General features: G+C 72.2%; 26 protein-coding genes. 10 read left to right on the top strand and 16 right to left on the bottom strand.

Translation table 11 applies throughout. The features are described 5' to 3' along the window. Positions 1-8 precede the first annotated feature (8 nt). The gene (locus tag CLT71_RS31425) at positions 9-203 is read right to left on the bottom strand and encodes a hypothetical protein (protein ID WP_101370286.1); all 195 of its coding nucleotides are present in this window, start codon (positions 201-203) and stop codon (positions 9-11) included. Between the two features lie 414 nt (positions 204-617). Between CLT71_RS31425 and CLT71_RS31420 the strand changes: the two genes are divergently transcribed. Continuing rightward, on the top strand, positions 618-2069 hold the full coding sequence (locus tag CLT71_RS31420; protein WP_101370285.1) for a CAP domain-containing protein: 1452 nt from the start codon (positions 618-620) through the stop codon (positions 2067-2069). Between the two features lie 64 nt (positions 2070-2133). After that, positions 2134-2985: an endo alpha-1,4 polygalactosaminidase gene (locus tag CLT71_RS31415; RefSeq protein WP_101370284.1), complete on the top strand. Its 852-nt coding sequence runs from the start codon at positions 2134-2136 to the stop codon at positions 2983-2985. A 4-nt stretch (positions 2986-2989) separates the two neighbouring features. Here CLT71_RS31415 and mutM read toward each other — a convergent pair whose 3' ends face one another. The 8 genes from mutM to rsmD form a co-directional block, all read right to left on the bottom strand. Beyond that, positions 2990-3853, bottom strand: coding sequence for a bifunctional DNA-formamidopyrimidine glycosylase/DNA-(apurinic or apyrimidinic site) lyase (gene mutM, locus CLT71_RS31410; protein ID WP_101370283.1), 864 nt, complete (start codon positions 3851-3853; stop codon positions 2990-2992). 38 nt (positions 3854-3891) lie between these two features. Continuing rightward, positions 3892-4782, bottom strand: a complete 891-nt coding sequence (gene rnc / locus CLT71_RS31405) for a ribonuclease III (RefSeq protein WP_101370282.1) — start codon at positions 4780-4782, stop codon at positions 3892-3894. Positions 4783-4885: 103 nt separating this feature from the next. Beyond that, a complete protein-coding gene (locus tag CLT71_RS31400; protein WP_101370281.1) occupies positions 4886-5911 on the bottom strand; it encodes a phosphate acetyl/acyltransferase in 1026 nt (341 codons plus the stop codon). Positions 5912-6028: 117 nt separating this feature from the next. Continuing rightward, positions 6029-6202: a 50S ribosomal protein L32 gene (rpmF, locus tag CLT71_RS31395; protein WP_101370280.1), complete on the bottom strand. Its 174-nt coding sequence runs from the start codon at positions 6200-6202 to the stop codon at positions 6029-6031. Positions 6203-6210: 8 nt separating this feature from the next. Continuing rightward, entirely contained in the window at positions 6211-6774 is a 564-nt protein-coding gene (locus CLT71_RS31390) for a YceD family protein (protein ID WP_101370279.1), read from the bottom strand. 130 nt (positions 6775-6904) lie between these two features. Further along, the gene (locus CLT71_RS31385; protein ID WP_101370278.1) at positions 6905-7402 is read right to left on the bottom strand and encodes a hypothetical protein; all 498 of its coding nucleotides are present in this window, start codon (positions 7400-7402) and stop codon (positions 6905-6907) included. A 231-nt stretch (positions 7403-7633) separates the two neighbouring features. Continuing rightward, positions 7634-8119 carry a pantetheine-phosphate adenylyltransferase gene (gene coaD / locus CLT71_RS31380; protein ID WP_101370277.1) on the bottom strand — a complete coding sequence of 162 codons (486 nt, stop codon included), beginning with the start codon at positions 8117-8119 and terminating at the stop codon, positions 7634-7636. Beyond that, positions 8116-8697, bottom strand: a complete 582-nt coding sequence (rsmD, locus tag CLT71_RS31375) for a 16S rRNA (guanine(966)-N(2))-methyltransferase RsmD (RefSeq protein WP_101370276.1) — start codon at positions 8695-8697, stop codon at positions 8116-8118. Before rsmD ends, coaD begins: the two co-directional genes overlap by 4 nt. Positions 8698-9076: 379 nt before the next feature. On the opposite strand from rsmD, the gene CLT71_RS37190 reads away from it, so the two are divergent. Continuing rightward, positions 9077-10027: a cell wall anchor protein gene (locus CLT71_RS37190; RefSeq protein WP_158242341.1), complete on the top strand. Its 951-nt coding sequence runs from the start codon at positions 9077-9079 to the stop codon at positions 10025-10027. Positions 10028-10148: 121 nt separating this feature from the next. Here the strand turns inward: CLT71_RS37190 and recG are convergent, their stop codons facing one another. Both recG and CLT71_RS31360 read right to left on the bottom strand, forming a co-directional pair. After that, positions 10149-12392: an ATP-dependent DNA helicase RecG gene (recG, locus tag CLT71_RS31365; protein WP_101370275.1), complete on the bottom strand. Its 2244-nt coding sequence runs from the start codon at positions 12390-12392 to the stop codon at positions 10149-10151. Between the two features lie 196 nt (positions 12393-12588). Further along, positions 12589-14223: a DAK2 domain-containing protein gene (locus CLT71_RS31360; protein WP_101370274.1), complete on the bottom strand. Its 1635-nt coding sequence runs from the start codon at positions 14221-14223 to the stop codon at positions 12589-12591. Positions 14224-14553: 330 nt separating this feature from the next. Here CLT71_RS31360 and rpmB point away from each other — a divergent pair, with 330 nt between their 5' ends. Beyond that, a complete protein-coding gene (rpmB, locus tag CLT71_RS31355) occupies positions 14554-14745 on the top strand; it encodes a 50S ribosomal protein L28 (RefSeq protein ID WP_101370273.1) in 192 nt (63 codons plus the stop codon). 122 nt (positions 14746-14867) lie between these two features. Here rpmB and CLT71_RS31350 read toward each other — a convergent pair whose 3' ends face one another. Next, a complete protein-coding gene (locus CLT71_RS31350; RefSeq protein WP_101370272.1) occupies positions 14868-15335 on the bottom strand; it encodes a GNAT family N-acetyltransferase in 468 nt (155 codons plus the stop codon). A gap of 95 nt (positions 15336-15430) precedes the next feature. Further along, complete coding sequence (locus tag CLT71_RS31345) at positions 15431-16384, bottom strand: thiamine-phosphate kinase (protein ID WP_101371955.1); 954 nt, start codon at positions 16382-16384, stop codon at positions 15431-15433. 224 nt (positions 16385-16608) lie between these two features. Between CLT71_RS31345 and CLT71_RS31340 the strand changes: the two genes are divergently transcribed. Next, on the top strand, positions 16609-16842 hold the full coding sequence (locus CLT71_RS31340; RefSeq protein ID WP_101370271.1) for an Lrp/AsnC ligand binding domain-containing protein: 234 nt from the start codon (positions 16609-16611) through the stop codon (positions 16840-16842). Beyond that, entirely contained in the window at positions 16843-17559 is a 717-nt protein-coding gene (locus tag CLT71_RS31335; protein ID WP_101370270.1) for a DUF3515 family protein, read from the top strand. A gap of 49 nt (positions 17560-17608) precedes the next feature. Here the strand turns inward: CLT71_RS31335 and CLT71_RS31330 are convergent, their stop codons facing one another. Then, the gene (locus tag CLT71_RS31330; protein WP_101370269.1) at positions 17609-18703 is read right to left on the bottom strand and encodes a D-alanine--D-alanine ligase family protein; all 1095 of its coding nucleotides are present in this window, start codon (positions 18701-18703) and stop codon (positions 17609-17611) included. Positions 18704-19055: 352 nt separating this feature from the next. On the opposite strand from CLT71_RS31330, the gene CLT71_RS31325 reads away from it, so the two are divergent. Further along, a complete protein-coding gene (locus tag CLT71_RS31325; RefSeq protein ID WP_101370268.1) occupies positions 19056-20393 on the top strand; it encodes an ATP-binding protein in 1338 nt (445 codons plus the stop codon). Continuing rightward, complete coding sequence (locus tag CLT71_RS31320; protein ID WP_101370267.1) at positions 20393-21595, top strand: tetratricopeptide repeat protein; 1203 nt, start codon at positions 20393-20395, stop codon at positions 21593-21595. The genes CLT71_RS31325 and CLT71_RS31320 overlap by 1 nt, the downstream gene beginning before the upstream one ends. A 91-nt stretch (positions 21596-21686) precedes the next feature. On the opposite strand, the gene CLT71_RS31315 is transcribed toward CLT71_RS31320, so the two are convergent. Further along, positions 21687-21947 (bottom strand): hypothetical protein, encoded by a 261-nt coding sequence (locus CLT71_RS31315; protein WP_199187781.1) that lies wholly within the window; start codon positions 21945-21947, stop codon positions 21687-21689. 430 nt (positions 21948-22377) lie between these two features. On the opposite strand from CLT71_RS31315, the gene CLT71_RS31310 reads away from it, so the two are divergent. Both CLT71_RS31310 and CLT71_RS31305 read left to right on the top strand, forming a co-directional pair. Beyond that, positions 22378-23223: a Scr1 family TA system antitoxin-like transcriptional regulator gene (locus tag CLT71_RS31310; RefSeq protein WP_101370266.1), complete on the top strand. Its 846-nt coding sequence runs from the start codon at positions 22378-22380 to the stop codon at positions 23221-23223. 1 nt (position 23224) lies between these two features. After that, positions 23225-23452 carry a DUF397 domain-containing protein gene (locus tag CLT71_RS31305; protein WP_101370265.1) on the top strand — a complete coding sequence of 76 codons (228 nt, stop codon included), beginning with the start codon at positions 23225-23227 and terminating at the stop codon, positions 23450-23452. A 104-nt stretch (positions 23453-23556) separates the two neighbouring features. Here CLT71_RS31305 and CLT71_RS31300 read toward each other — a convergent pair whose 3' ends face one another. After that, complete coding sequence (locus CLT71_RS31300; protein WP_101370264.1) at positions 23557-24213, bottom strand: DUF998 domain-containing protein; 657 nt, start codon at positions 24211-24213, stop codon at positions 23557-23559. Positions 24214-24296 lie beyond the last annotated feature (83 nt).

Genomic DNA, 24296 nt, shown 5'->3' with positions numbered 1-24296 from the left:
CCCGGAACTCAGGTCAGCGCGGGCTCGGCCAGCCGCAGCAGATCGTCTGCCTCGGCGACCGCCGCAGCGAGCCGATCGTTCTCGGCACGCAACCGCGTCGTCTCGAACTCCAGTGCCTGAACCCTGGCACGCAGTCGGGTGACCTCGTCGAGGAGGCGCCGGTCAGGCGCCGCACCAACGTGGCCGTAGAGGGCCTTCGCCATATCGTCTCCTTGTAATGCGCTGCCGGAAAGGCCGGCCAACGCGCGCCCAACTCGTACGCGACTACTTGCCCGCAGGAAAACGCAGGCATGGTCGGGCGCGACTGGCGACACTTACATAGTGTGCCGATGTCCCGGCTGAGTCAAGTTTTACCGGGCACGGGCCACCTGTGCTGTCAACCACTCGTGGGCGAGAGCTTGCCGCGCAGGCGCGAACCAGGTCGCTGTCCGGACGACCGGAGTCTATCCCCCGTCGATGTCCCGACAGCTGTCGGCCCTGGTAGCCGGCGCGATCCCACCGGCGGGTCCCCCCCTTATATCTTCCTTAGCCACGTTGCCCCTGCTGGTCGGCCCGCGTAGCGTCCGCACGGTCAACGACCAGGGCATAGCCGGACCCGGAAGCAGTGGAGGCGCAGCGTGCAGGGGTGGAACGAGCAGACCGGCTGGGAGGACGGCGGCGACTGGGCCGACCGGCCCGACAACGGTGCTGCCTTCCCGGCCGCCCACGCCGGTCATCCGGAGGCTCGGCCCGGGTCGTACCAGCATCCCGCCGAAGCGCGCCGCGGCGACGACCGGGACGAGCGGCACGGCGACGCCCGCTGGGCCGACGAGCCGGACGACCTCTCGCCCTCCGCCGGGGCCGCCTGGAGCGACGAACTGGCGCACAGCACGAGCCGGGGCGACGAGGCCACCCGGCAGACCGACTGGGTCGACGGGTCGGCCCGCGACACCGGCTGGAGCGAGGAATCGGCCCGCGACACCGGCAGGAGCGACGAGCCGGCTCGCGACACCGACTGGGTCGACGGGTCGGCCCGCGACACCGGCTGGGGCGACGAGCCGGCTCGCGACACCGGCTGGGGCGACGAGCCGGGTCGGGGTCCGGAGCCCGGTGCAGCGGGCTGGGTGGACGGGGTCACCGAACGCTGGCGACGTGCCGGGCTCGACCCGGTGGACGAGCCGGCCGGGCGGCGGCAACAGGCAGCGGCGCGCTGGGCGGACGAGCCGGCGGACCTCGGCGCGTTCGAGCTGGGTCGGGATACCGACACTGTCCCGGGGCGGCGGCTGTCCACCGCCGACCGCCAGCGCGACGCCGAGGCTTCCGACCGAGGCAGCTCCGGCCGGCACCGCCGGCCGACCCCGCTACGTGGCCCGGTCGGCCTGGGCGTCGCGGTGACCGCACTGCTCGGCGTCTTCGGCGTCGGTGCGGCCCTGCTACCGCCGAGCCTCACCGACGCGCCGGCCGGCAACCGGGGCGGCCAGCCGGCGGTCGAGGCGGCCGGTCCCGAGGAGAGCACGGATACGGCGACGCCGGACCCGACGGGGACCCCCGAGCAGACCGCCGCTCCGACGCCGACCGCGACCGCCACCCGGCCGACCCCGAAGCCCAAGGCCAGCACGAGCGCGCCGAAGCCGCCCCGGACGACCAGCCCGGCCGCGCGGCGTACGCCGGCCCGGTCGGGGTCGGGTGCCGGCGCGACAGGCGGCAGCCAGGCGGCGAGTCAGGTCCTCACGATCGTCAACCGGGAGCGCACCGCCAACGGCTGCGGCACCGTGACGCTCAACGGCGACCTGAATGAGGCGGCCCAGTTGCACAGCCAGGACCAGGGCGAGCACACCAACATGTCACACGATGGCAGCGACGGCAGCGACTTCGTGGTGCGGGCCCGCCGAGCCGGCTACGACCGGCCGATGAGTGAGAACGTCGCAATGGGCTACGAGACCGCCGCCGCCGTGATGGAGGGCTGGATGAACAGCTCCGGACACCGGAGGAACATCCTCAACTGCGACGCGAAGGCGATGGGCGTAGGGGTGGCCACCGGCGCCGACGGCCGGCTCTACTGGACCCAGATGTTCGGCGCGGTCGCCTGACCCGTACGCCGCTGCCCACCGCCGTGCCCGAGCCGGGGACTGGCTCGTTGGGCGGTACGAGGGGGTGCAGCCGTGTTCCGCGCTGCTCGATGAGGTGCCCGGGGTACGCCGGCTCGCCGGTCTGGTCCTCGCGGTCGCACTGCTGACCCCGGCACAGGGGTGCCGCCTCCCGCCGGACCGGTCCGTGGTGCCGCCGTGGCCGGGTGGCCCCACGCCGAGCTGGCAGTGGCAGGTCAGCGGTCAGCTCGATCCCACCGTCGACGCCCAGGTGTACGTGCTCGACGGCTTCCGGCTGTCGTTGGAGACCACCCGGCGGCTGCGGGCGGAGGGGCGGCGCCTGGTCTGCCACGTCGAGGTCGGCGTCTACCAGGAGTCCCGGCCCGACGCGGAACGGTTTCCGGCGACCCTGCTCGGTGCGCCGGCCCGGCTGCCCGGCCAGCCTGCGGGTGCACCGCGCGGTCGGTGGCTGGACATCCGGCAGTGGTCGGCGCTCGAACCTGTGCTCGCCGACCGGTTCCGGCTGTGCCGGGGCAAGGGCTTCGTCGCCGTACTCGCGGTGGGGATGGACGGCTACCGGCAGCGGTCAGGGTTTCCGCTGACCTTCGACGACCAGTTGGCCTTCAACCGGCGGGTGGCCGAGCTGGCCCGGCGTACGGGGCTGGCGCCGGGCCTGGCCAACGACATCGATCAGGTGCTGGCGTTGGAGCCGTACTTCGACTTCGTGGTCGCCGAGGAGTGCTTCCGGCGCCGGGAGTGCGACCGGCTGCTGCCGTTCACCAACGCCGGAAAGCCCGTCTTCCACGTCGAGTACAACGCCTCCCCCGCCGACTTCTGCGTCACCACCGTCGGGTACGGGTTCACCTCGATCCGCAAGGACCGCGACCTCGGGGTACGCCGGGAACTCTGTCCGTCCTGACCGGTCAGCGGCTCGGCTGCGCCACCGAACGGGGCCGGGGCTGACAGCGGGGGCAACTGAACGACGACCGGTTCATGAACGCCTCGCGGCGGATCGGCGTGCCGCAGCGGCGGCAGGGCAGCCCTTCCCGACCGTACACGTTCAGTTCCCGGTCGAAATAGCCGCTCTCGCCGTTGACGTTGACGTAGAGCGCGTCGAAGCTGGTCCCGCCCTCTTTGATCGCCTCACCGAGCACGTCCCGGACGTGGCCGAGCAGCCGGGTGACCGCCGGCCCGGTGAGCGTCTCCGTCGGCCGTGCGCCGTGCAGCCGGGCCCGCCACAGCGCCTCGTCGGCGTAGATGTTGCCCACCCCGGAGATCAGGGTCTGGTCGAGCAGCGCCCGCTTCACCTCGGTACGCCGCCGCCGCATCGCGGCCACGAAGTTGGTCTCGGAGAACTCCGGATCCATCGGGTCCCGGGCGATGTGCGCGATCTCGGCCGGCAGGGTGGCACCGCCCTCCGAGACCGCCAGTCCGCCGAAGGTGCGCTGGTCGACGAAGCGCAGGTCGGTGCCGCCGTCGTCGAAGGTGAACCGGATCCGCAGGTGGATCTCGTCGGCCGCCTCGGTCGGCCGGACCAGCAGTTGCCCGGACATCCCGAGGTGTCCCACCACCGCGTCACCGCTGTCCAGCGGCAGCCACAGGTATTTGCCGCGCCGCCGGGCGTCCAGGATCGTCCGCCCGGCGAGTACCGCGGCGAAGTGCGCGGCGCCGGGCAGGTGTCGGCGTACGGCACGCGGATGGCGTACCTCGACGGCCGCGATCCGCCGACCGGTGACCCAGCGGGACAGCCCCTCCCGGACCGTCTCCACCTCGGGCAGCTCAGGCATGTACCACCATCCTTTCAGCTCGCCGACGGCGTCCCTGGTCAGCTCGGGACGGCGTCGCCGGCCGTACCCGGGTTGCGGCGGTCGACGTCGGCCGGCCCGCCGGAGGCCGCGACGACCGGCCGGTTGTCGGCCCCGACGCCCGGCCCGGCCCCGTCCGGTGCCGGATCGACCACGGTCACCGCGGAGTCCGTCGAATCGGCCCGAGCGGCGGATTCGTTCTGCTGTTCGGAGAGGGTCCGCCAGGCGGCCTCGGCGGCGCGCTGCTCGGCCTCCTTCTTGCTGCGGCCGTCGGCTCCGCCGTACTTGCGGCCGGCCACCACGACCCAGGCCGTGAAGGTCTTGGCGTGGTCGGGCCCGGCCTCGTCGATCCGGTACTCCGGCACGCCCAGCCCGAGCGCGGCGGTCAGCTCCTGGAGGCTGGTCTTCCAGTCCAGTGCGGCCCCCCGGCCGGCCGACTCCGCCATCAGCGGATCGAAGAGCCGGTGGATGACGATGGCGACCGTGTCCAGGCCGTACTGGAGGTAGATCGCGCCGAGCAGCGCCTCCAGGGTGTCGGCGAGGATGCTCGCCTTGTCCCGTCCCCCGGTGCTCTCCTCGCCCTTGCCCAGCAGCAGGTACGGCCCCAGGCCGTTCGGGCCGAGCCGTCGGGCGACGTCGGCCAGCGCCCGCATGTTGACCACGCTGGCCCGCAGTTTCGCCAACTGCCCCTCGGGAAGGTCCGGATGGTTGTGGAACAGCGCCGTGGTGATCACCACGCCGAGTACCGAGTCGCCGAGGAACTCCAGCCGCTCGTTGGTCGGCAGGCCGCCGTTCTCGTAGGCGAACGACCGGTGGGTGAGGGCCCGCTCCAGCAGATCCGCGTCGAGGGCGACCCCGAACGCCGCCTCCAGATGGGTGATCGGTGGCCGCCGCCGCTTGTCCTTGGTCATGCCGTCTCCTCGCTTCGCCCGCCGCCGCCACGACCCGGGCGGCTGGGCTGGCTGGTGTGTGCGCGCTGGCTGGTGTCTTCGCTCATGCCGGCACCTCGTTCGCTCATGCCGTCACCCCGGTGTCGGTGACCGCCGTTCCCGATGTGTCGGTGACTGCGGTCCCCTCGGTTTCGGTGACCCGAACGGTCTCGGTCGACTCGGCGAGCAGCGCGGACACCGCCGGGATGGTCCGGCGGCGGTGCAGGTGGGCGGCGAGCGCGATGCCCGAGGCGATGTCGTCGTCCCGGGCGGCACCGTGGCAGACCACCACGGCACCGCAGACCCCGAGCAGGGTGGCAGCCCGGGGCGGACCACCGTTGGCGGGCGGCCCGCCGGCCATCGCGTACGCGCCTTCGATGCCCTTGAGCAGGATGTTTCCGGTAAACCCGTCGGTGACGACGACGTCGGCCCGGGCGCCGGACGCCACGTCGAATCCCTCGACCAACCCGACGTAACGGGCACCGGCCGGCAACTCCTGCTCGGCCAGGGCCGGGTCGGCTGCCCGGCGGATCCGGTCGCCCTTGCCCGGCTCGGTACCTATCGAGAGCAGTCCCACCCGCGGCTGCGCAACGCTGTGCGTGACCGCCGCGTATGCCGCCCCGAGTACGGCGTGCCGGGCCAGGGTTGCCGGCCGGGCCTCCAGGGAGCCGCCGACGTCGAGGAGTACCACCGGGCCGTCCAGGGCGGGCAGGGTGGCGACCAGCGCCGGTCGGCGTACGCCGGGCCAGCGGCCGAAGCCGAGTACGGCGGCGGTGACCGTCGCACCTGTCGAGCCGGCCGAGACGACCGCGTCGGCGGCGCCGGAGACCACCGCCGCCACAGCGGCCTTGATGGTGTTGTCCGAGCGGACGATCGCGGTGACGTCCCCGTTCATCACGACGGCGTCGCGAACCGGTTGGACGGCGACCCGGTCCCGGTCGGCCGGGCCGAGCGCAGCGATCAGCCCGTCGGCCACCTCGACGGGGCCGACGAGCAGCAGACGCAGGTCGGGATCAGCGCGGAACGCCCGCAGAGCGCCGTCAACCACGACGGCGGGAGCTTCGTCCCCGCCGAGGAGGTCGACGGCGATCCGCACGGTGCCCGGCTCCACGGGAACGCCGGCCGTCCAAGGTCGGTCGGCGTCGGCGGGAGCCGGTGCACCGGGCAGTCGCCAGGGCGGGTGCGCCGTCCGACCGGAGGTCGGTGGCGTCACTCGGTGTCCAGGAGGTCAGACCTCGATGGCCTGGCGGCCGTTGTAGGTGCCGCAGACGCTGCAGGCCGCGTGCGGCAGCTTCGGCGACTTGCACTGCGGGCAGGCCACGGTCGCGACCGCCGTGGTCTTCCACTGCGCCCGGCGGGACCGGGTGTTGCTGCGCGACATCTTGCGCTTGGGGACGGCCACGGTTCTTCCTACTCCTCTTGACGGGTCAGTTGCGACAGGCCCGCCCAGCGCGGGTCGACCTGCTGGTGGCTGTGCTCAGCCGGCAGCTCGTCCCAAAGCACCCCGCATTCGGGGCACAGTCCTGGGCAGTCCTCCCGGCACACCGGGTTGGTCGGCAGTGCGAGCACCACCGCGTCCCGCAGTGCCGGTTCCAGGTCGATCAGGTCGCCCTGCATCCGGCCGACCTCGTCCTCGTCGGTCGTCTCGACCGTGGTGCTGTGCTCGTAGGCGTACAGCTCCTGGATCGTGACGACAAGCGAGTCCGTGATCGGGCGCAGGCAACGGCCGCACTCGCCCCTGATCGGACCGGTGACGGTCCCGGTGACGAGCACACCCTCGGACACCGACTCGAGCCTCAGGTCGAGGCTCAGGTCCGCGCCCTCCGGCACGCCGATCAGCTCCACGCCGAGGTCCGCCGGTGCCGCCACCGTCCGACTGACCGTACGCAACACTCCAGGTCGGCGCGGCAGCTCCCTCGTGTCGAGGACCAGCGGCGACCTGGGGTTGAGATGGGTCGGCAGATGTTTGGGCATAATCAGACTCCGGCCTGTGCGGGGCCGACGAAACAGGTTACCTGAGCAGGGGGCTTAGCGTCGAACCGGGGCGAGTCGGCCGACCCCGCGAGGGTACGGCGACCCGCCCCGGCGAAATGCGACAGTACGCTCAGAAGGGCAGCGGGCGCTCGTTCTCCTCCCCCACGAACGTGCCGATCTCGCGCAACGCGTGCATCTTGTCCCGCCCGCGCTCGATCGAGGCGAGCGCCCGGGTCAGGAACTGCTCGAAGTTGGCCAGCGCGGTGTCGACGTAGTCGTCGACCTCCTCGCGGAGCCGCTGGGCCTCGGCCCTCGCCTCCGCGATGATCCGCGCACCCTCGTGCTCGGCGGAGACGGTGATCTCGTTCACCGAGACCAGCCGGGCGTGCTCCGCCTCGCCCTCACTGATGATCCGGTCCGCCTCGCGCTTGCCGGCATCCATGATCTTGTCGCGCTCTTCCAGCAGCGCCGCCGCCCGGCGCAGTTCGACAGGCAGCTCGACACGCAGTTCCTCAAGGGCGCCGATCATCTCGGCGCGGTCGACCATGGCGTTGTTGCGGGACATCGGGACGGATCGCGCCGTCTCCACCATGGCGATGATCTCGTCTATGCGATCGAGCGGGTCCACCGGTACCTCACTCCCGTCGTTACTTCGGTCGACATACATGATGGGGCGTCGGACCGGATTACTGCTCAACCAATGATGCGGTGCGGTCCGTACCCGAACGGTGATCGACCCGGAGACCGGCGCGTCGCAGGGCCGCGGAGCTGGACCGGAGCGGGTCGCCGCCCGGTTCTCCGCCGGTCCGGCGGGTGCCGGCCGGCGCCCGGGCGAGCACGGCCGCGAGGACGCCGTCGGTCAGGAGCCGGGGCGGAGCAGCCGCTCCCGCAGCCGCTCGCGGACCACGTCCGGTACGTGCGGCGAGACGTCGCCGCCCCACTTCGCCACGTCCTTGACCAGGCTCGACGAGAGGAAGGAGTAGAGCGGGCTGGTGGGCATGAAGAGTGTCTCGACGCCGGCCAGCCCGATGTTCATCTGGGCCATCTGCAACTCGTAGTCGAAGTCGCTCACCGCGCGCAGGCCGCGCACCACGACGCCGGCCCGCTGGGTCCGACAGAAGTCGACAAGCAGGCCCTGGAACGACTCCACCCGGACGTTGCCGTAGGAGCCGGTCACCTCGCGGAGCATCTCGATCCGCTCGTCGACGGTGAACAGCCCGCGCTTGGACTCGTTGATCAGCACGCCGACGATCACCTCGTCGAAGATCCGGCTCGCCCGGCCGATGATGTCGAGGTGACCGTTGGTGACCGGATCGAAGGAGCCGGGACAGACCGCACGTCTCACGATCGGCGACCGTACCAAAGAGTGGTCTCGCCGTAGCGGCGGCTGCGCTGGGCGGTGATCCCCTGCACCCAGTCGACCTCGCCGGACCGGCTGGACCGCTCGATCACCAGCAGGGCGTCCGGGGCCAGCCAGCCCTGGTCGCGCAGCGCGGCCTGCACCACCGCCAGCTCCGCATCGGGTACGGCGTAGGGCGGGTCGGCGAAGACGACGTCGTAGGGGCCGCCCTCGGGCGGGGAGCCGAGTACCTGGGCGACCTTGCCGGTCACCAGCCGGGCGGTACCGGTCACCGGGCTGGCCGGGGTCGACCGCAGTGCGGCCAGGTTCTCCCGGATGGTCCGGGCGGCCCGGGGATCGGACTCGACCAGCAGCACCTGGGACGCGCCCCGGGAGAGCGCCTCCAGGCCCACCGCGCCCGAGCCGGCGTAGAGGTCGGCGAAGCGCGCCCCGGCCAGCTCGGTGGCCGCCTCGATGGCACTGAACAGCGCCTCCCGGACCCGGTCGCTGGTCGGCCGGGTCCGCCCACCGGGCGGGGCGGAGATGCGGCGTCCACCGAGTACGCCCGCCACGATCCGTGTCATGCCGACCTCTCTGACATGGCCGTTTCCTGCATGACGGTGACGCTACGCGACACCGGGGTCATGTCGGTTCGGACAGGTGGGGAGACTCTTTCGCTGAAACAGCGAGGGACGAACGGGCAGGCTAAGGACACTGAGCGAATTTTGTTCACTACCACCTGTTGATCAAAAATCTCAAGTTGGCCACATCATCGTTAGAGGAGCCTGAAGGGTGTCCCTGTACCACCCCAATCGCTAAGGTCTGGCGCTGTGCCCGGCTGCCACTTGCCGGCACCCACGACGTCAGGGAGGCGGTTCTCGCAGGTAGAGCGCCAACCCATGGCACCCCCGCTCGCCTCCTACCCGCGTCGTCCCATGACGCCCTCATCTCTCAGGAGTACGCGTGATCCGTTCCAAGCTGTCGCTCCGGCGATCGGCTGCCGTTCTCGGAGCCGCCTTCCTCGGCATCGGCGCGGCAGTCGCGATTGCGGCACCGGCCAGCGCCCACCACCCCGAGATCTACGGCAACTACTGCCAGGTCAAGGGGAGCAACAACTACGAGTTCAAGTGGACGGTCGGCAACAGCGAGAACATCAAGGCTGAGGTCACCAAGGTCCGCCCCGGTGCGGTCGGTGACATCCGCGAGGGTGCCGAGCTGAACCCGAAGGGCGGCTCCCCGCTAACCGGGACCGAGACCCGCACCGCGGCCAACAAGTTCCAGCTCAACAAGAAGCTGACGGTCGAGGCCAAGTGGAAGCGGGACGGCCGGACCATCCGGGAAGAGCGCACGGTCGAGGCCAAGGACAAGGGCAAGTGCGACACCCCGCCCACCACCCCGCCGCCCACCACGCCGCCGGCGACTCCTCCGGCCACCACGCCTCCGGCGACCCCGCCGGCCACCACCCCGCCGGCGACTCCTCCGGCCACCACCCCGCCGGCCACCCCGGAACCGACCCCGTCGGTCACCCCGGAGCCGGTCGAGCCGGTGGGCACCTACGAGTCCACCTGTGACGAGCTGATCATCTCGCTCGAGAACACCACGGACGAGGAGATCAGCGTCGTCCTCACCCCGAACAAGGGCGAGGCCCAGACCCTGACCGTTGCCCCGGGCAAGACCGGCAGCGTCACGTTCCCCGCCGAGGAGGGCCTGACCGTCACCCCCAGCGGTGACGGCACCGAGGGCGACCCGATCGTCTACGAGCAGCCGGCCGACTGCGGTGGCAGCGGCGGTGGCGAACTGCCGCTGACCGGTGCCGCTGCCGGTGGCATCGCGGCTGGTGCCGTGCTGCTGCTCGGCGCCGGTGTGGTGCTCTACATCGTGGCCCGCCGCCGTCGGGTGACCTTCACCGCCTGATCGGTAGCGAACGCACCAACTGAACCAACGCACCTGAGGGCGCGTCGACCGGAAACGGTCGGCGCGCCCTCAGCGTCTCTGCGGCGTACCGCTGGTCAGCGTCTCTGCGGCGTACCGCTGGTCAGCCCTTCTCCAGGTATTCGGCGCGTTCCTCGTCGACAAGGGCGGCGACCGAGGCGGCCAGTGCCGGATGCCGGTCCAGCTCCGGGTCCTCCTCGACCAGGGCGATCGCCTCGACCCGGGCGTCCCGGATCACCTCGGCGTCCTTGAGCAGCGAGAGCAGCCGCAGGTGGGAGCGCCGGCCCGACTGGGTCGCCCCGAGTACGTCGCCCTCGCGCCGCTGCTCCAGGTCGAGTTCGGCCAGCCGGAAACCGTCGGTGGTGGAGGCGACCGCGTCCAGCCGCTCCCGGGCCGGCGACTCCTCGATCGCCTCGGTGACCAGCAGGCAGAGCCCGGCCGCCGAACCCCGGCCGACCCGGCCGCGCAACTGGTGCAGCTGGGAGACGCCGAACCGTTCCGCGTCGAGCACGATCATCACTGTCGCGTTCGGCACGTCGACCCCGACCTCGATCACCGTCGTCGCCACCAGCACGTCCAGGTCACCGGCCGCGAAGGTACGCATCACGGAGTCCTTCTCGTCGGCGGGCAGCCGACCGTGCAGTACCCCGATCCGCAGGCCGTGCAGTGGGCCCTCGGCGAGCAGCGGTGCCACCTCGGCCACCGCCAGCGGGGGACGCCGGCCGTCCTCGCCGACCGCACCGACCTCCTCGGCGGTCGCGGCCTGGTCGCCGATGCGCGGGCAGACGACGTACGCCTGGTGGCCGGCGGCCACCTCCTCGCGCAGCCGGCGCCAGGCCCGGTCCAGGTACGCCGGCTTCTCCGCCGCGGGTACGACGTGCGAGGCGATCGGCGACCGGCCGCGCGGCAACTGGGAGAGGGTGGAGATCTCCAGGTCGCCGTAGACGGTCATCGCCACGGTGCGCGGGATCGGCGTCGCCGTCATCACCAGCACGTGCGGCGGCTGCTCGGCCTTGGCCCGCAGCGCGTCCCGCTGCTCGACCCCGAACCGGTGCTGCTCGTCCACCACCACCAGCCCGAGGTCGGCGAAGTCGACACCCTCGTAGAGCAGAGCGTGCGTGCCGACGACGATTCCTGCCTCTCCGGCGGCGACGCTCTCCAGGGCACGCCGCCGGGCCGCCGCGCCGAGCGAACCGGTGACCAGGGCCAGCCGGGTACCGTCCGGGTCGCCGTCCAGCTCACCACGCCGACCGAGCGGGCCGAGCAGGTCGAGCATGCCCCGGTAGTGCTGTGCGGCGAGTACCTCGGTCGGGGCCAGCAGTGCGGCCTGGCCGCCCGCGTCGACCACCTGGAGCATCGCGCGCAGCGCGCAGACCGTCTTGCCGGAGCCGACCTCGCCCTGGAGCAGCCGGTGCATCGGATGCGCGGTACCGAGGTCGGCCGCGACCTCCTCACCTACCGCGCGCTGCCCGGCGGTCAGCTCGTACGGCAGCCGGGCGTCGAACGCGGTCAGCAGCCCGCCCTCGCGGCGCGGTCGGGGCTTCGCCGGCCAGGCCGCCGCCCGGTGCTTGCGCTGCACCAGGGTCAGTTGCAGGGCGAACGCCTCGTCCCACTTCAACCGGTGCCGGGCCCGGTACAGCTCCTCCTTGCTCGCCGGCCGGTGGATCTCGCGCAACGCGGTGGCCAGCCCGACCAGGTTGCGGGTGGCCCGCAGCGTCGCCGGCAACGGATCCTCCGGCGGGGTGACGGTGTCCAGCACCACCCGGACGCAGCGGGCGATCACCCAGGTCGGCACCGCCGCCGCGGCCGGATAGACCGGGATCAGCGCCCCGGCGAACTCCTCGATCTCCTCGCCCACCTCGCCGGCACCGGGTTCACCGCCGCCGCTGCCGTCGCCGAGCAGGACGTACTCCGGGCCGTTGAGCTGGCGCTTGCCCCGGAACTCGGTGACCTTGCCGGCGAACATGCCCCACCGGCCGGGCTTGAGGTCCCGCTCCCGCCACGCCTGGTTGCCGAAGAAGGTGAGCGTGAGTACTCCGCCGGAGCCGTCCCCGACGGTCACCTCCAGCAGGTTTCCCCGGCGCTGGCGCATCGGCCGGACCGCCGTACGCTGCACCTGGCCGAGCACGGTCACCTGCTCCCCCACCTCCAGGGAGCGGATGTCGGTGTGCTCGCCCCGCTCGTCGTAGCGGCGGGGGAAGTGATAGAGCAGGTCACCGGCCGTGTGCAGGTCGAGGTGGCTGGCCAGGGCCTTCGCCGTCTTCTCGCCGACCAGCTTGCGCAGCGGTGTCTCCAGGTCGGCCGAGGTCGACTCGGTGCCGGCCGGGGTCGTTCGGTTCGCTGTCATCGGCCCCCCACGAGCGCTCTCATCCTGCCGTCACCACCGCCGTCAGCTCGCCCCTGCGCCGCACGAGTAGCCGGACGATCGCGGCGGCGATCTCGTCGGCCCGGCCGGCCGCCGTCGTCGATCTCCCCGGGCAGCAGCACGTACCCCGTCCCGGTCGGCCTTCCCCGGGAATCCTCGACCGGCTTCCCCGGCAGCGTCATTCGACTCCCACCAGCAGGGGATAGAACGGCTGGCCGCCGGAGTAGTGGTGCACCTCGACGAAGGGCCAGCGCCGGGCCAGGTGCGCCCGGAGGGTCTCGGCCAACTCCTCCGGAGCGTCGGCGCCGAGCAGCAGGGTGACCAGTTCACCGCCGCCGCCGAGCAACCGGTCGAGCAGCGCCGCGCAGGTCTGCACCAGGTCGCCGCCGATCAGGTGCACCTCGCCGTCGACCAGCCCGAGCACGTCACCCGGCTGGCAGCGGCCGGCCACCGTCAGCGCCTCGCGGGAGGCGTGGCAGACCTCCGCGTACCGGCAGGCGCCGGCCGCCTCGGCCATCGCGATCACGTCGTCGGCGAACCGGCGGGCCGGATCCCGGACCGCGAGCGCGGCCAGCGCCTGCACCGGGGAACGGGTCGGCACCACGCTCACCGATATCCCGAACTGCTGCGCCTCCTCCGCCGCCACCCGGGCCACCGCCTGCGCGTTGGGGTCGTTGGGCAGCACCACCACCCGGGACGCGCCGGTCGACCGGACCGCCGTGAGCAGCTCTCCGGCGGACGGGTTGCCATCCACCACTGTCGCGCCCTCGGCCGTGAAGATCGCGGCCAGGCCGGGACCGGAGGCCACCACCACCGCCGCCCGGTCCGGGGTGTCCGGCCCGGCCGGCTCCGCCGGAGCCACCTCCGGGTGCTGGTCGTCGAAGCGGGTGACCGAGATCTGGTACGGCCGACCGGCGACCACCCCGGCCTCGATCGCCGCTCCGACGTCGTTCACGTGTACGTGCACGTTCCAGGTCGACGGGCCGGTGGGTTCCGCCTCGTCCCCGACCACCACAAGCGAGTCGCCCAGCCGGGCGAGTTCGGCCCGGAGTCGGCGTACGGCCGGCAGGTCGGCGTCGAGCAGGAACTGCACCTCGTAGGCGTACTCGGTCGAGCCGGTCTCCCGGGCGGCCGCCAGCGGCCGGCTCGGCGGTGCCGGTGCGACTTCCGGGCGCTCCGGTGCGGCACCGGTGACCACCTCGACCAGGGCGTCCAGCAGGACGCAGAGGCCGCGCCCGCCCGCGTCCACCACACCGGCCCGGGCCAGCGCCGGCAACTGTTCCGGGGTACGTGCCAGCGCCTCGTCGGCGGCGGTCGCGGCGGCCCGGGCCACCGCCGGGAGATCGTCGGTGTCGGCCCGTTCGGCCGCGGTCGCGGCGGCGACCGCGACGGTGAGCAGTGTTCCCTCGACCGGCTCCGCCACCGCACCGTAGGCCGCCGTGCTGGCCGCCCGCAGCGCCGCCGCGAGCGCCCGGCCCCGGACCTCGGGGATGTCGCCGAGTGCGTCGGCCAGGCCGCGCAGGATCTGCGAGACGATCACCCCCGAGTTGCCCCGGGCACCCAGCAGCGCGCCCCGGGCCAGCAGCCGCAACACCCGGGCGTGCGCCGACTGCCCCTGAACGCCCGGATCGTCCCGCTCCATCCGCAGCGCCTGCTCGGCGGAGGTCATCGTGAGCACCAGGTTGGTGCCGGTGTCGCCGTCGGGAACCGGATAGACGTTCAGCTGGTTGATCTCTTCCTGGTGCCGCCTGAGCGCGGCCAGCCCGCCCGCACACCACCGACGCAGGGCTGCGGCGTCGAGGGTCTCCAGCACGGCAGAAGCCTACTGGCGGACCCCGACGCCCCGCTGACACCGCCGCACCGACGCGGGCACCGGACAGCAGCTCCGCCGCGATTCCGGCGGCCGTGGCGGGGGCACGGCCGCCGGCCGGGACCGGGCGGTCGGTCGGGACAGGTGGCCGGTCGGGACCGGTGGTCGGTCCGCCCAGGCGGCCGGTCGGGACCGGTGGTGGGTCCGCCCCGGTGGCCGGTCGGGACCGGTGGAGCCGATTCGCACGCCGGCCAGCACATCGGGTACCCTGGCCAGGTTGCCCGGGCAGCATCCTGCCGGCAACCTGACGACGATCAATCCCAGGAGTATCCCGTGGCTAGCGTGTGCGACATCTGTGGCAAGGGGCCTGGCTTCGGCCACAACGTGTCCCACTCGCACCGGCGGACCAACCGTCGCTGGAACCCCAACATCCAGTCGGTGCGTACCCCGGCGGGTGGCGGCACGACCCGCAAGCTCAAGGTCTGCACCTCGTGCATCAAGGCCGGCAAGGTCGCCCGCGCCTGACCCGACCCCCGGGCAGACCCTGAAGCACTGAAAGCCGCCGGAGCACCACTCCGGCGGCTGTTCGCTGTGCGTACCGGTGTACCGATGTATCGCGCTGTGTCTACCGGCCCTGCCGGTCGGAGTCAGAGGGCGCGGCCGAACGAGAGGACTCCCGGCTCGTTCCGGTAGTAGCCGAAGTCCGGGATCCGCTCGTAGCCACTGCGCTGGTAGAGGGCGATCGCCTCCGGCTGCCGGTCGCCACACTCCAGGATCAGCCGGCTCCGCCCGTACTCCCGGGCGGAGCCCTCGATCGCCGACAGCACCCGGCGGGCGACACCGCGACCGCGAGCCGAGGGCGAGACGTACATCCGCTTGAGTTCGGCGACGTCGTCGGTGCTTCCGTGGGTACGCCATCCGGCGCAGCCGACCGGAACCTCGTCCAGGTACGCCACCAGGAAAGCCCCGGTGGGCGGCTCGAACTCGGTCGGTGCCACGGGGGTCTCGTCGCCATCGCCACCGTACCGCTGGGCCAGGTCGGCCAGCGCGGCATCGACCAGTTCACGGGCGACCGGGGAGTCGTAGGGTCCGACGCGGATGTCCAGCTCACTCACGCGGTGAAGGGTACGACCCCTGCCCACCCGTTACCGATCGGCCCCCGACGTGACGTGCACCGCCCAGCGTCGTCCCCGACGTCGGGGACCCGGCGTCAGGTCGACGCCGGTCGGCGGAAGTGGTCCCAGCCGCTCGATCCCTTGTAGGCCCGCCCGTCCACGGTCACCCCGGCGCCGTGCACGACGTGTCCGATCAGCCGGAAGCCGCCCGGCAGCGGCAGGTCCTCCGGGAACGTCGCCACCAGCGCGTGGTCGTCGCCACCGCCGAGGACCCAGGCCAGCGGATCCACCCCGAGCGCGTGCGCGGCGTCCCGCATCTGCTCCGGCACCTCGAACGCACTGCCGAGCAGGTCGATGCCGACCCGGCTGGCCGTCGCCACGTGGCCGAGGTCGGCCAGCAGCCCGTCCGAGACGTCGATCATGGCCGTGGCACCGAACCGCGCCGCCGCCGGCCCCGCCCCGTACGGCACCTCGGGCCGCCGGTACGCCTCGACAAGTACCTTCGGGGTGCGGAACCCGCGCGACAGCACGGTGTAGCCGGCGGCGGCGTAGCCGAGCCGGCCGGCGAGCGCGACGACGTCACCGGCCCGCGCCCCGCTGCGTACCACCGGGGCCTGCCCGCCGAGGTCGCCGAGAGCGGTCACCGCGATGGTCAGGGTGGGGCTGGCCGACATGTCCCCGCCGACCACGCTCGCCCCGACCCGGGCGGCCTCCGCCGCCAGGCCGTCGGCCAGCTCCTCCGCCCACTGCACCTCCAGATCGGGCGGCATGCAGAGCGCGACGAGCAGCGCGGTCGGCACCGCGCCCATCGCCGCCACGTCGGCGAGGTTCGCCGCGGCGGCCCGGTGCCCGATGTCCACCGCGCTCGACCAGTCCCGGCGGAAGTGCCGGCCCTCGACCAGTACGTCCGTGGAGGCGACCACCCGGCCGTCCGGTGCGTGCACCACCGCCGCGTCGTCGCCGGGGCCGAGCAGCGTGGCGTGTCCGGTGCCCAGCCGGGCGGTGACCCGGGCGATCAGGCCGAATTCGCCGGCCCGTGCGACGCTCACACCCACCTCCGGGCACGCTCGGTGCGCTCGACGTCCGGACCGGCCGGGCCCGTCGCCGGTCGCGGCAACCAATCCACGGGTACGGCCGGAGCCGGCACCGCACCCGCACCCGGCCGGCCGATTCGATCGCTCATCGTGCCTCCTCCGACCACCGATCGGGATCCGACCTGCTCCGTACGGTATTTTCACGGTCTAGCCGCTCGGCGGCGGACGGGAGGCGGGTCGTGGTCCAGGCGTACATCCTCATCCAGACTGAGGTCGGAAGGGCACGTGACGTGGCCGCGCACATCTCGGATATTCCCGGAGTCGTCCGCGTCGACGCCGTCACCGGCCCGTATGACGTGGTCGTGCTCACCGAGGCACACACCGTCGACGAGCTGGGCAAAATGATCGTCAGCAAGGTGCAGTTGGTGCCCGGCATCACCCGCACGCTGACCTGCTCCGTGGTCCGGTTGTAGATGGCGCGGAACACGAGGTCCAGCCGGCCGGACGCGCCGGAGACCACCGAGGCACGACCAGAGGCCGCCGAGACCGACGGAGCGGCGTCCGGCGGAACGGTGCCCGACGGGGCGCCAACCGGCGGAGCGGCGGACCGGCCGAGCGAGGTCGGACCGGACCGGACCACCCGGCAGGCGGCGCTCTGGGCGACCGTGGTCGCCCTGCCGCTGACCGCCCTCGTCGCGGTGCTGGTCTTCGGCCAGCTCAGCCCGGATCCGGTCGAGAAGCCCGCGCCGACACCGACCTCGGCCGCGCCGCAGGTGACCACCCCGGTGCAGATGGCCGCGCCGGCCCTGGCCGACCGACCCGCCACGGTCTGCCGGGCACTGCTGTCGCGGCTGCCCGACAGCCTCCGCGGCCTCGGCCAGCGGCCGGTCACCGCCGGCCCGGAACAGAACGCCGCGTACGGCGACCCGGCGATCACGGTCGCCTGCGGCGTGACTCCGCCCGCCGTTCCGGACGTACCCGACCTGTGGATGGTCAACAACGTCTGCTGGATCACCGAGCACCGCGACGGCGGCCTGGTGCTGACCACTGTGGACCGTGAGGTGCCGGTCCGGCTCAGCGTGCCGGCCGGGCAGGAGCAGACGGTGCAGTGGGCGGCACCGGTGTCCGAGTCCCTGGTCGCCTCGGTGCCCTCGTTACCGCAGGTGCCGAGCGGCTGCACCGGGGGCTGACCACCGCCGCGAGCCGGCCACCCCGAGACGGGCGGCGAACAGACGCTGGTCAATGCAGACCGGTGCCTCGACGCAGCGCGGTCCGGATCAGCCGGTTCACCAGCTTGGGATACTCCAGCCCGGTCGCCGCCCACATCTGCGGGAACATCGAGGTGGGCGTGAACCCCGGCATGGTGTTGATCTCGTTGAGATAGACGTCCAGCTCCGGTGTGACGAAGAAGTCGACCCGGGCCAGACCGGCGCAGTCCAGCGCGGTGAAGGTACGGCAGGCGTACTCCTGCACCTGCCGGGTCACCCGGTCCGGCAGCTCGGCCGGGATGTCGTAGTCGCTGGCGTCGAGGTACTTCGCCTCGAAGTCGTAGAAGTCGTGCTCGGCCACCCGGATCTCGGCCAGCAGGGACGCCTCGGGGCCGCCTCCGGCCTCGGCCTCCAGCACCCCGCACTCGATCTCCCGGCCGACGATCGCCGCCTCGACCAGCACCTTCGGGTCGACCTGCCGGGCCAGCGCGACGGCGGCGTCGAGATCCGCCCAGTCGGAGACCTTGCTGATCCCGACCGACGAACCCGCCCGGGACGGCTTGACGAAGACGGGCAGCCCGAGCCGTTCCTTGTCCTCCTCGGTCAGGCTGACCCCGCTGCGCAGCACCACGTACGGCCCGACCGGGATGCCCTCGGCGACCGCCAGCTTCTTGGTGAACTCCTTGTCCATCGCCGCCGCCGAGGCGAAGACGTTCGCCCCGACGTACGGGATGCCGGCCATCTCCAGCAGCCCCTGGATGGTGCCGTCCTCGCCGTACGCGCCGTGCAGTGCCGGAAAGACGACGTCGACTCCGGCGAGTGCCTGGGGACCCTGGGCCGGGTCCAGCACCATCAGGCCGTCGCCGGTCGGGTCGGCCGGCAACACCACTGTCGATCCGGCGGCGGCGGTGATCTCCGGCAGGCGCCGATCGGTGATGGTGAACTGGGTCGGATCACCGTCGGTCAACACCCACTGACCCGCCCGGGTGATGCCGACCGGTACCACGTCGAACTCGTCCGGATCCAGGGCGGCGAGGATGCTGCCCGCGCTGACACAGGAGATGGCGTGTTCCGTGCTGCGGCCGCCGAAGACGAGGGCCACACGGGTCTTGCCTGGGGTGGTCACTCCGGTCACCTTTCGTTCGCGTCGCCGCTGTCCTCGCGTCACCGCTGATCGGTGTCATCGCTGGTCGGGGGTTGCCGCCCGGTGGGGAGACCCGACGATGTTGCCGTCGCTCCCCGTGCGCTCACCGGGTGACCCTACTCTGCGTGGCCAACTCCCGGGTCCACACCCCTTTTCGGCGTTGGGAAACCTCCATCGACGTGAACGTGTCGAGCACAGCCGGTAGTACCGAGCACAGTGGGTAAGTGCCGAGCACAACGGGTAACCGGTGGCGTACCGGATCGGGCGGGACGGCAGAGACCGGAGTTACCGGTGTGTCGCCCCGGTGACGCCCGCCGTCTAGGCTGCTCGTCTTGTGACTTCCGATTCGGTTATCGACAGCCTGAGCGCGGCGGTTGGCGCGACTCCGGACGACGTCCCGCTGCGGCTGCACCTCGCCGGGCTGCTCCTGGATGCCGGACGTCCCGCCGAGGCGATCGCGCACGTCGGGCAGGCCCTGGCCCGCGACCCGGCCAATCCGCAGGCACAGTCGCTGATGCAGCGCGCCCTGGGCGGCGGCGCACCAGCGCCCGGCGGGGCGGCCAACCCCGCGCCTCCCGGCCAGCCGAACACGCCGCGCCAGCCGGGCCCGGCCGGCCACCCCAACCCACCCGGTCAGCCGAACACGCCGGGCCAGCCGGGCGGACCCGGTGGACCGGGCCAACCGAGCGAAGACCCGCTCGCCGCCTACGAGCAGGAACTCGCCGACGTGGTGCCGCCGCGCTTCTCGCCCGCCGGTGACCAGCCCGAGCCGGTGACCGGGGACGCCGACCGGATGTTCGACGTCGAGGTCTCCACGATCCGGCTCGGTGACGTCGGCGGGATGAACGAGGTCAAGGAGCGGTTGGAACTGGCCTTCCTCGGCCCGCTGCGCAACCCGGAACTGCGCAAGCTGTACGGCAAGAGCCTGCGCGGCGGCCTGATGCTGTACGGCCCGCCCGGTTGCGGCAAGACGTTCCTGGCCAAGGCGATCGCGGGTGAGATGGGCGCGAAGTTCATCTCACTCTCCATCGTGGACGTGCTGGACATGTGGATCGGCAACTCCGAGCGGAACCTGCACGAGCTGTTCCAGACGGCTCGGCGCAGCGCGCCGTGCGTACTCTTCCTCGACGAGGTCGACGCGCTCGGGCACAAGCGCTCCAAGGTCACCTCCAGCGGGATGCGGACGATCGGCAACCAGCTACTCGCCGAACTCGACGGTGTGGAGGGCAACAACGAGGGCGTCTTCGTGCTGGCCGCCACCAACACCCCCTGGGACGTGGACCCGGCGCTGCGCCGGCCCGGCCGCCTCGACCGGGTGGTCCTGGTACTGCCACCGGACGCGCCGGCCCGGACCTCGATCCTGGAGTACCACCTGCGGGAGCGGCCGATCGCGAACATCGACGTGCAACGGATCGTCGCTGCCACGGAAGACTTCTCCGGCGCGGACCTGGCACACCTGTGCGAGTCGGCCGCCGAGTACGCGATGGCCGACTCGATCCGGCGCGGCGAGGTACGGATGATCGAGCAGCGCGACTTCGACCGGGCACTGAAGGACGTCCGGCCCTCCACCAAGCCGTGGTTCGCCACCGCTCGCAACGTCGCGATGTTCGCCAACGAGGGTGGCATGTACGACGACCTCGTCGGCTATCTGAAGCGGCGGAAGCTGCTCTGATGACCGCCGGGGTCGACTCCGGGGACGGTGCGGCCGGGGCCGGCCCGAGTACGGGTTCCAGAGAGTCGCTGCTGGAGCGGGCACTGCACCTCGCCCAGATCGGCCGGGTCGAGGCGGCGTACCCGCTGGTCGGTGAGGCGCTCCGGGCCGACCCGGCCGACGGTCACGCGCTACAGGTGCTCGCCTTCTGCCACCAGCAGGAGGGTCGCTGGGCGGACGCGTTGGCAGCGCTCGACATGGCCGCTCAGAGCATGCCCGCCAGTCCGCAGGTGCAGCGCAACCGCTCGATGGCACTGCGCCAGCTGGGCCGGATCCCCGAGGCGCTCGCCGCCGCCGAACTGGCCCGTACCCTCGATCCGGACGACGCCCGCAGTGAACTCGTCCGGGCCGAGGCGCTGCTGAGCGGTCGCGGCACCCGTACGGTGCTCGCCGCCCTGGCCGCGACCCGACGGGCCAGGGAACTCGATCCGGAGAGTGTCTGGGCGCACGTCACCGAGGGCAGGGTGCAGCGCCGGATGGCCGAGTTCGGTCGGGCCCGCGCGGCGTACCTGGAGGCGCTGCGGCTCGCCCCCGACGACCCGCAGGCCCTCTTTCATCTGGCCACACTGGACAGTGATCGGGGCCGGGCGGTGCGTGCCTCCCCGGCGATGGCCGGGATGCTCGGCACGGTACCCACCGATCCGGTCGCGATCGGGGCCGCCACCCGGAACGCCCGCCTGGCGCTCTGGCTGCTCACCGACCTCGGCTGCGTCATTCTCCTGCTCGTCACACTGCTGGTGGGCACGTTGCAGGATGTGGTCGACCCCCGACCGCTCGCCGCGGCCAGCGGGGTGTTCGTGGCGCTGGCCGGTGCGGCGGCCGTCTTCGCACTGCTGCGCTGGCGGTTCAACCGGCTCTCCGCGCCGACCCGTGCGCTGGTGCTGGCCAACCGCTACCGGTTCACCTTCGTCACCGCGCCGCTGCGGCTGGTCGCCCTGGTGCTCGGCATGCTGCTGATCACGGTCGGCCCGTATCCGCCGACCGTGGTCGAGGTGGTCGGCGGGGCGTCGCTGATCGTGCCGCTGGTGACACTGATCTTCCGGTGGCGCAGCCGGGCCGCCGTCGAGGTGGCTCTGCTGGTCCGCCGCTACTGGTTCCGGCTGCGCCGCCTCATCTCCGGCACCGAACGGAGAGCTGACAGGCGAGCTCACCAGGCAAGCTGATCGAGCAACCCGATCAAGCAGGCTGACCAGGCGCGCTGACGAAGGGGCGCTGAGCGCCGGGCGAGCCGATAACGCCGGGCGAGGCGGCGGTTCAGCCGGCCAGTGATCGCCGTCGGCCCACCGCGAGTACCTTGACCCGCTGCCGGCCGGCCCGCACCATGCCCAGGGCCGCGAACGCGGCGGCGATCCGGTCGGCGGCCTCCCGGCTGGTCGCGCCGACGACCTGGCGGCGCCGCTCGGGCTCGATCCGCTCGTCCCGGCCCTCCTTGGTCAGCGGTCGCACGTCGGTGAGGACCACGAGGAACCGGGTCACCGTGACCGCCCCGGCCACCGTCGCGGATGGCGGCGCCACGCGCGGCCACCGGGGAGTCCGTGCTGGTCAGAGCCCACGGCGAGCCACCTCGGGCTCGGCCGTCGTGCCGGCCAGTCCACCCCACCTGTCCCGGCACACGTAGGCCAGGTCGGCGTGGATCCACGCGTCCTCGTTGTCCCGCAACACCGGTCGCGCGCACCAACGACATCGGGAGACCCGAGGCCAGCACGGGGTCGCGGTCATCTGTCACCTCCCGGTCCGCTGACTGGCGGGAGGGACACGGCGATCGGGTACGGGAAGGCCCGATCGCCGTGCGCCTCATTCCCCTTCGGTCACCCACAGCCACCGTCGACACGACCACCGGCGGTGAGGACGTGATGACAGACTGCCAGCGTGGAAGGCATGAATGCAACTCTCACGTACGTTCTCTCATGCACGCATTCCCGGTTGCATGTGACAGGATCGATGCATGGCTCCGAAGTCGTTCCGCGCCCGCCGCCTCGGCATCGCCCTGCGCCATGCCCGCGAGGCGGCCGGGCTCACCCTCGAACAGGCCGCCGACGAGATCAACAGCACCCGAAGCACGCTCTCGCGGTACGAGAACGCGCAGACGATGGTCAGCCCAGCCTCGGTACGCGCCCTGCTCACCCTCTACAAGCGGCCGGAGAGCGAACTGGAGGACATGGTGCAGCTCGCCAAGGAGGCCCGGAAGCCGGGCTGGTGGGTCTCCTACTCGTACATCCTGGATCGCCGCACCATCGACTTCATCGCGGTCGAGGCCGAGGCCACCGCGATCGCGAACTTCGAGCCCTCGGTCGTGCCGGGTCTGCTCCAGACTCCGGAGTACATCCGGGCGATCATGCGCGGCGGTCCGCACACCCTCGGGGACGAGGAGGTGGAGCAACGGGTGCAGATCCGGATCGGCCGGCAGGAGCGGCTGAAGGAGACCGACCCGCCGATCTTCGACGCCATCGTCGACGAGGGCGCCCTGCTCCGGCCGGTCGGCGGCGAGGCGGTGATGGCGGCGCAGCTGAAGAGCCTGCTCAAGATGTCCGAGCTACCGAACGTGACCGTCCAGGTCATCCCGCTCAAGGCGGGCTACCACCGCGGTACCCGTGGTTCCCTGCACATCCTCGAGTTCGCCGACCCGGAGGACCCGACCCTCGCCTCGGTGGAGACCGTCGCCGGGCAGCTCATCCTGGACCGTCCGCACGACCTGCGCACCTGCGCGAAGATCATGGAACACCTGCGGGCCGTCGCGCTGAGTCCCGCGGAAAGCCGCGACACCATCAACCGCCTCCTGAAAGGACTGTGACATGTCACCGGAGACGACGACCGACCTGCTCGGCCGGGCCCCCTGGCTCAAGAGCAGCCACAGTGGAGACCAGGGCGCCTGCGTCGAGTTCGCCCTGCTCGCCGGGGAAGCCGACGACGTCGTGGCCGTCCGCGACTCCAAGGACACCACTGGGCCGGTGCTGATCTTCGCACCGGCCGCCTGGACCGCATTCACCACCGCGCTGCCCACCTCCCCCATTCTCCCCTGACCTGGGGGGAGGTCGGCGGTCACCGAGCTGCGTCCCCCCGGCAAGGCTCGGCCCGCCCAGCTCCGGTGCCCCACGCCCCCTGTTCCGCCGTTCCGGGTCGGCGGTCAGGGGGCGTGGTGGGGCGCCTGCCGGGCCACCCGGTGCAGCCGGGCCACCAGGACGGCCAGCAGCGCCAACTCGACCACCACCAGGATCCGCTCGACCAGCCCCATCATCACCCGGCCGCCGGGAAACGCGACGTAGTAGAGCGCGAGCAGCGCGAGCACGCTTGTCACCGCCAGCGCCCGCAGCCGGCGTACGGCATCCCGCCAGCGCACGTCGACGGCGAGCCGGCGGATCGCCAGTAGCGTCGCGAGCGGCAGGGCGACGAAGGCGGCGACCGAGACGTACCTGTGCACGTAGCCCTGGGTGGTCAGCTCGACCGTTCCCAGTGGATCGGTCGGCACCAGCGCCGAGGCGATCAGCCCCAGGCACCAGACCAGCAGCAGTACCTCGGCGACGCGTCCCACCCTGACCCGGGCGGCCCGCAACGCCAGCGGTACGGCCAGCGAGGTGACCCCGAGGATCAGGATGGCGAGGTTCATCGGCCAGCCGTTGTTCGACACGGCGTAGTCGCTGATGGTGAGCGACAGTGGGCTCATCCCGGGGTCGGGCGCGAGGTGCGCCGCGACGCCCAGGGTCGCGGTCAGGGAGATGCCGGCCCCCGCGAGCAGGGTCAGCGATCGGGCGGTCCATGGCTGCGGTGAAGATCCGGACATCATGTGACCAGCGTCGTCGCGCCATCGCGGCGCCGAATCCGGCGCGATCCCGGACCCGTCCCGGGCTTCCGTGACCCTGAGTCGAT

Source organism: Plantactinospora sp. CNZ320 (genome assembly GCF_002846275.1).
This window is presented reverse-complemented; position numbering and strand designations above follow the sequence as displayed.

Excerpts from the sequence above, each read along its gene's own strand:
- CLT71_RS31425 (WP_101370286.1), bottom strand. The coding sequence starts at position 203 with ATGGCGAAGGCCCTCTACGGCCACGTTGGTGCGGCGCCTGACCGGCGC.
- mutM (WP_101370283.1), bottom strand. The coding sequence starts at position 3,853 with ATGCCTGAGCTGCCCGAGGTGGAGACGGTCCGGGAGGGGCTGTCCCGC.
- rnc (WP_101370282.1), bottom strand. The coding sequence starts at position 4,782 with ATGACCAAGGACAAGCGGCGGCGGCCACCGATCACCCATCTGGAGGCG.
- CLT71_RS31390 (WP_101370279.1), bottom strand. The coding sequence starts at position 6,774 with ATGCCCAAACATCTGCCGACCCATCTCAACCCCAGGTCGCCGCTGGTC.
- rsmD (WP_101370276.1), bottom strand. The coding sequence starts at position 8,697 with ATGACACGGATCGTGGCGGGCGTACTCGGTGGACGCCGCATCTCCGCC.
- recG (WP_101370275.1), bottom strand. The coding sequence starts at position 12,392 with ATGACAGCGAACCGAACGACCCCGGCCGGCACCGAGTCGACCTCGGCC.
- CLT71_RS31335 (WP_101370270.1), top strand. The coding sequence starts at position 16,843 with ATGGCGCGGAACACGAGGTCCAGCCGGCCGGACGCGCCGGAGACCACC.
- CLT71_RS31320 (WP_101370267.1), top strand. The coding sequence starts at position 20,393 with ATGACCGCCGGGGTCGACTCCGGGGACGGTGCGGCCGGGGCCGGCCCG.
- CLT71_RS31310 (WP_101370266.1), top strand. The coding sequence starts at position 22,378 with ATGGCTCCGAAGTCGTTCCGCGCCCGCCGCCTCGGCATCGCCCTGCGC.
- CLT71_RS31305 (WP_101370265.1), top strand. The coding sequence starts at position 23,225 with ATGTCACCGGAGACGACGACCGACCTGCTCGGCCGGGCCCCCTGGCTC.
- CLT71_RS31300 (WP_101370264.1), bottom strand. The coding sequence starts at position 24,213 with ATGATGTCCGGATCTTCACCGCAGCCATGGACCGCCCGATCGCTGACC.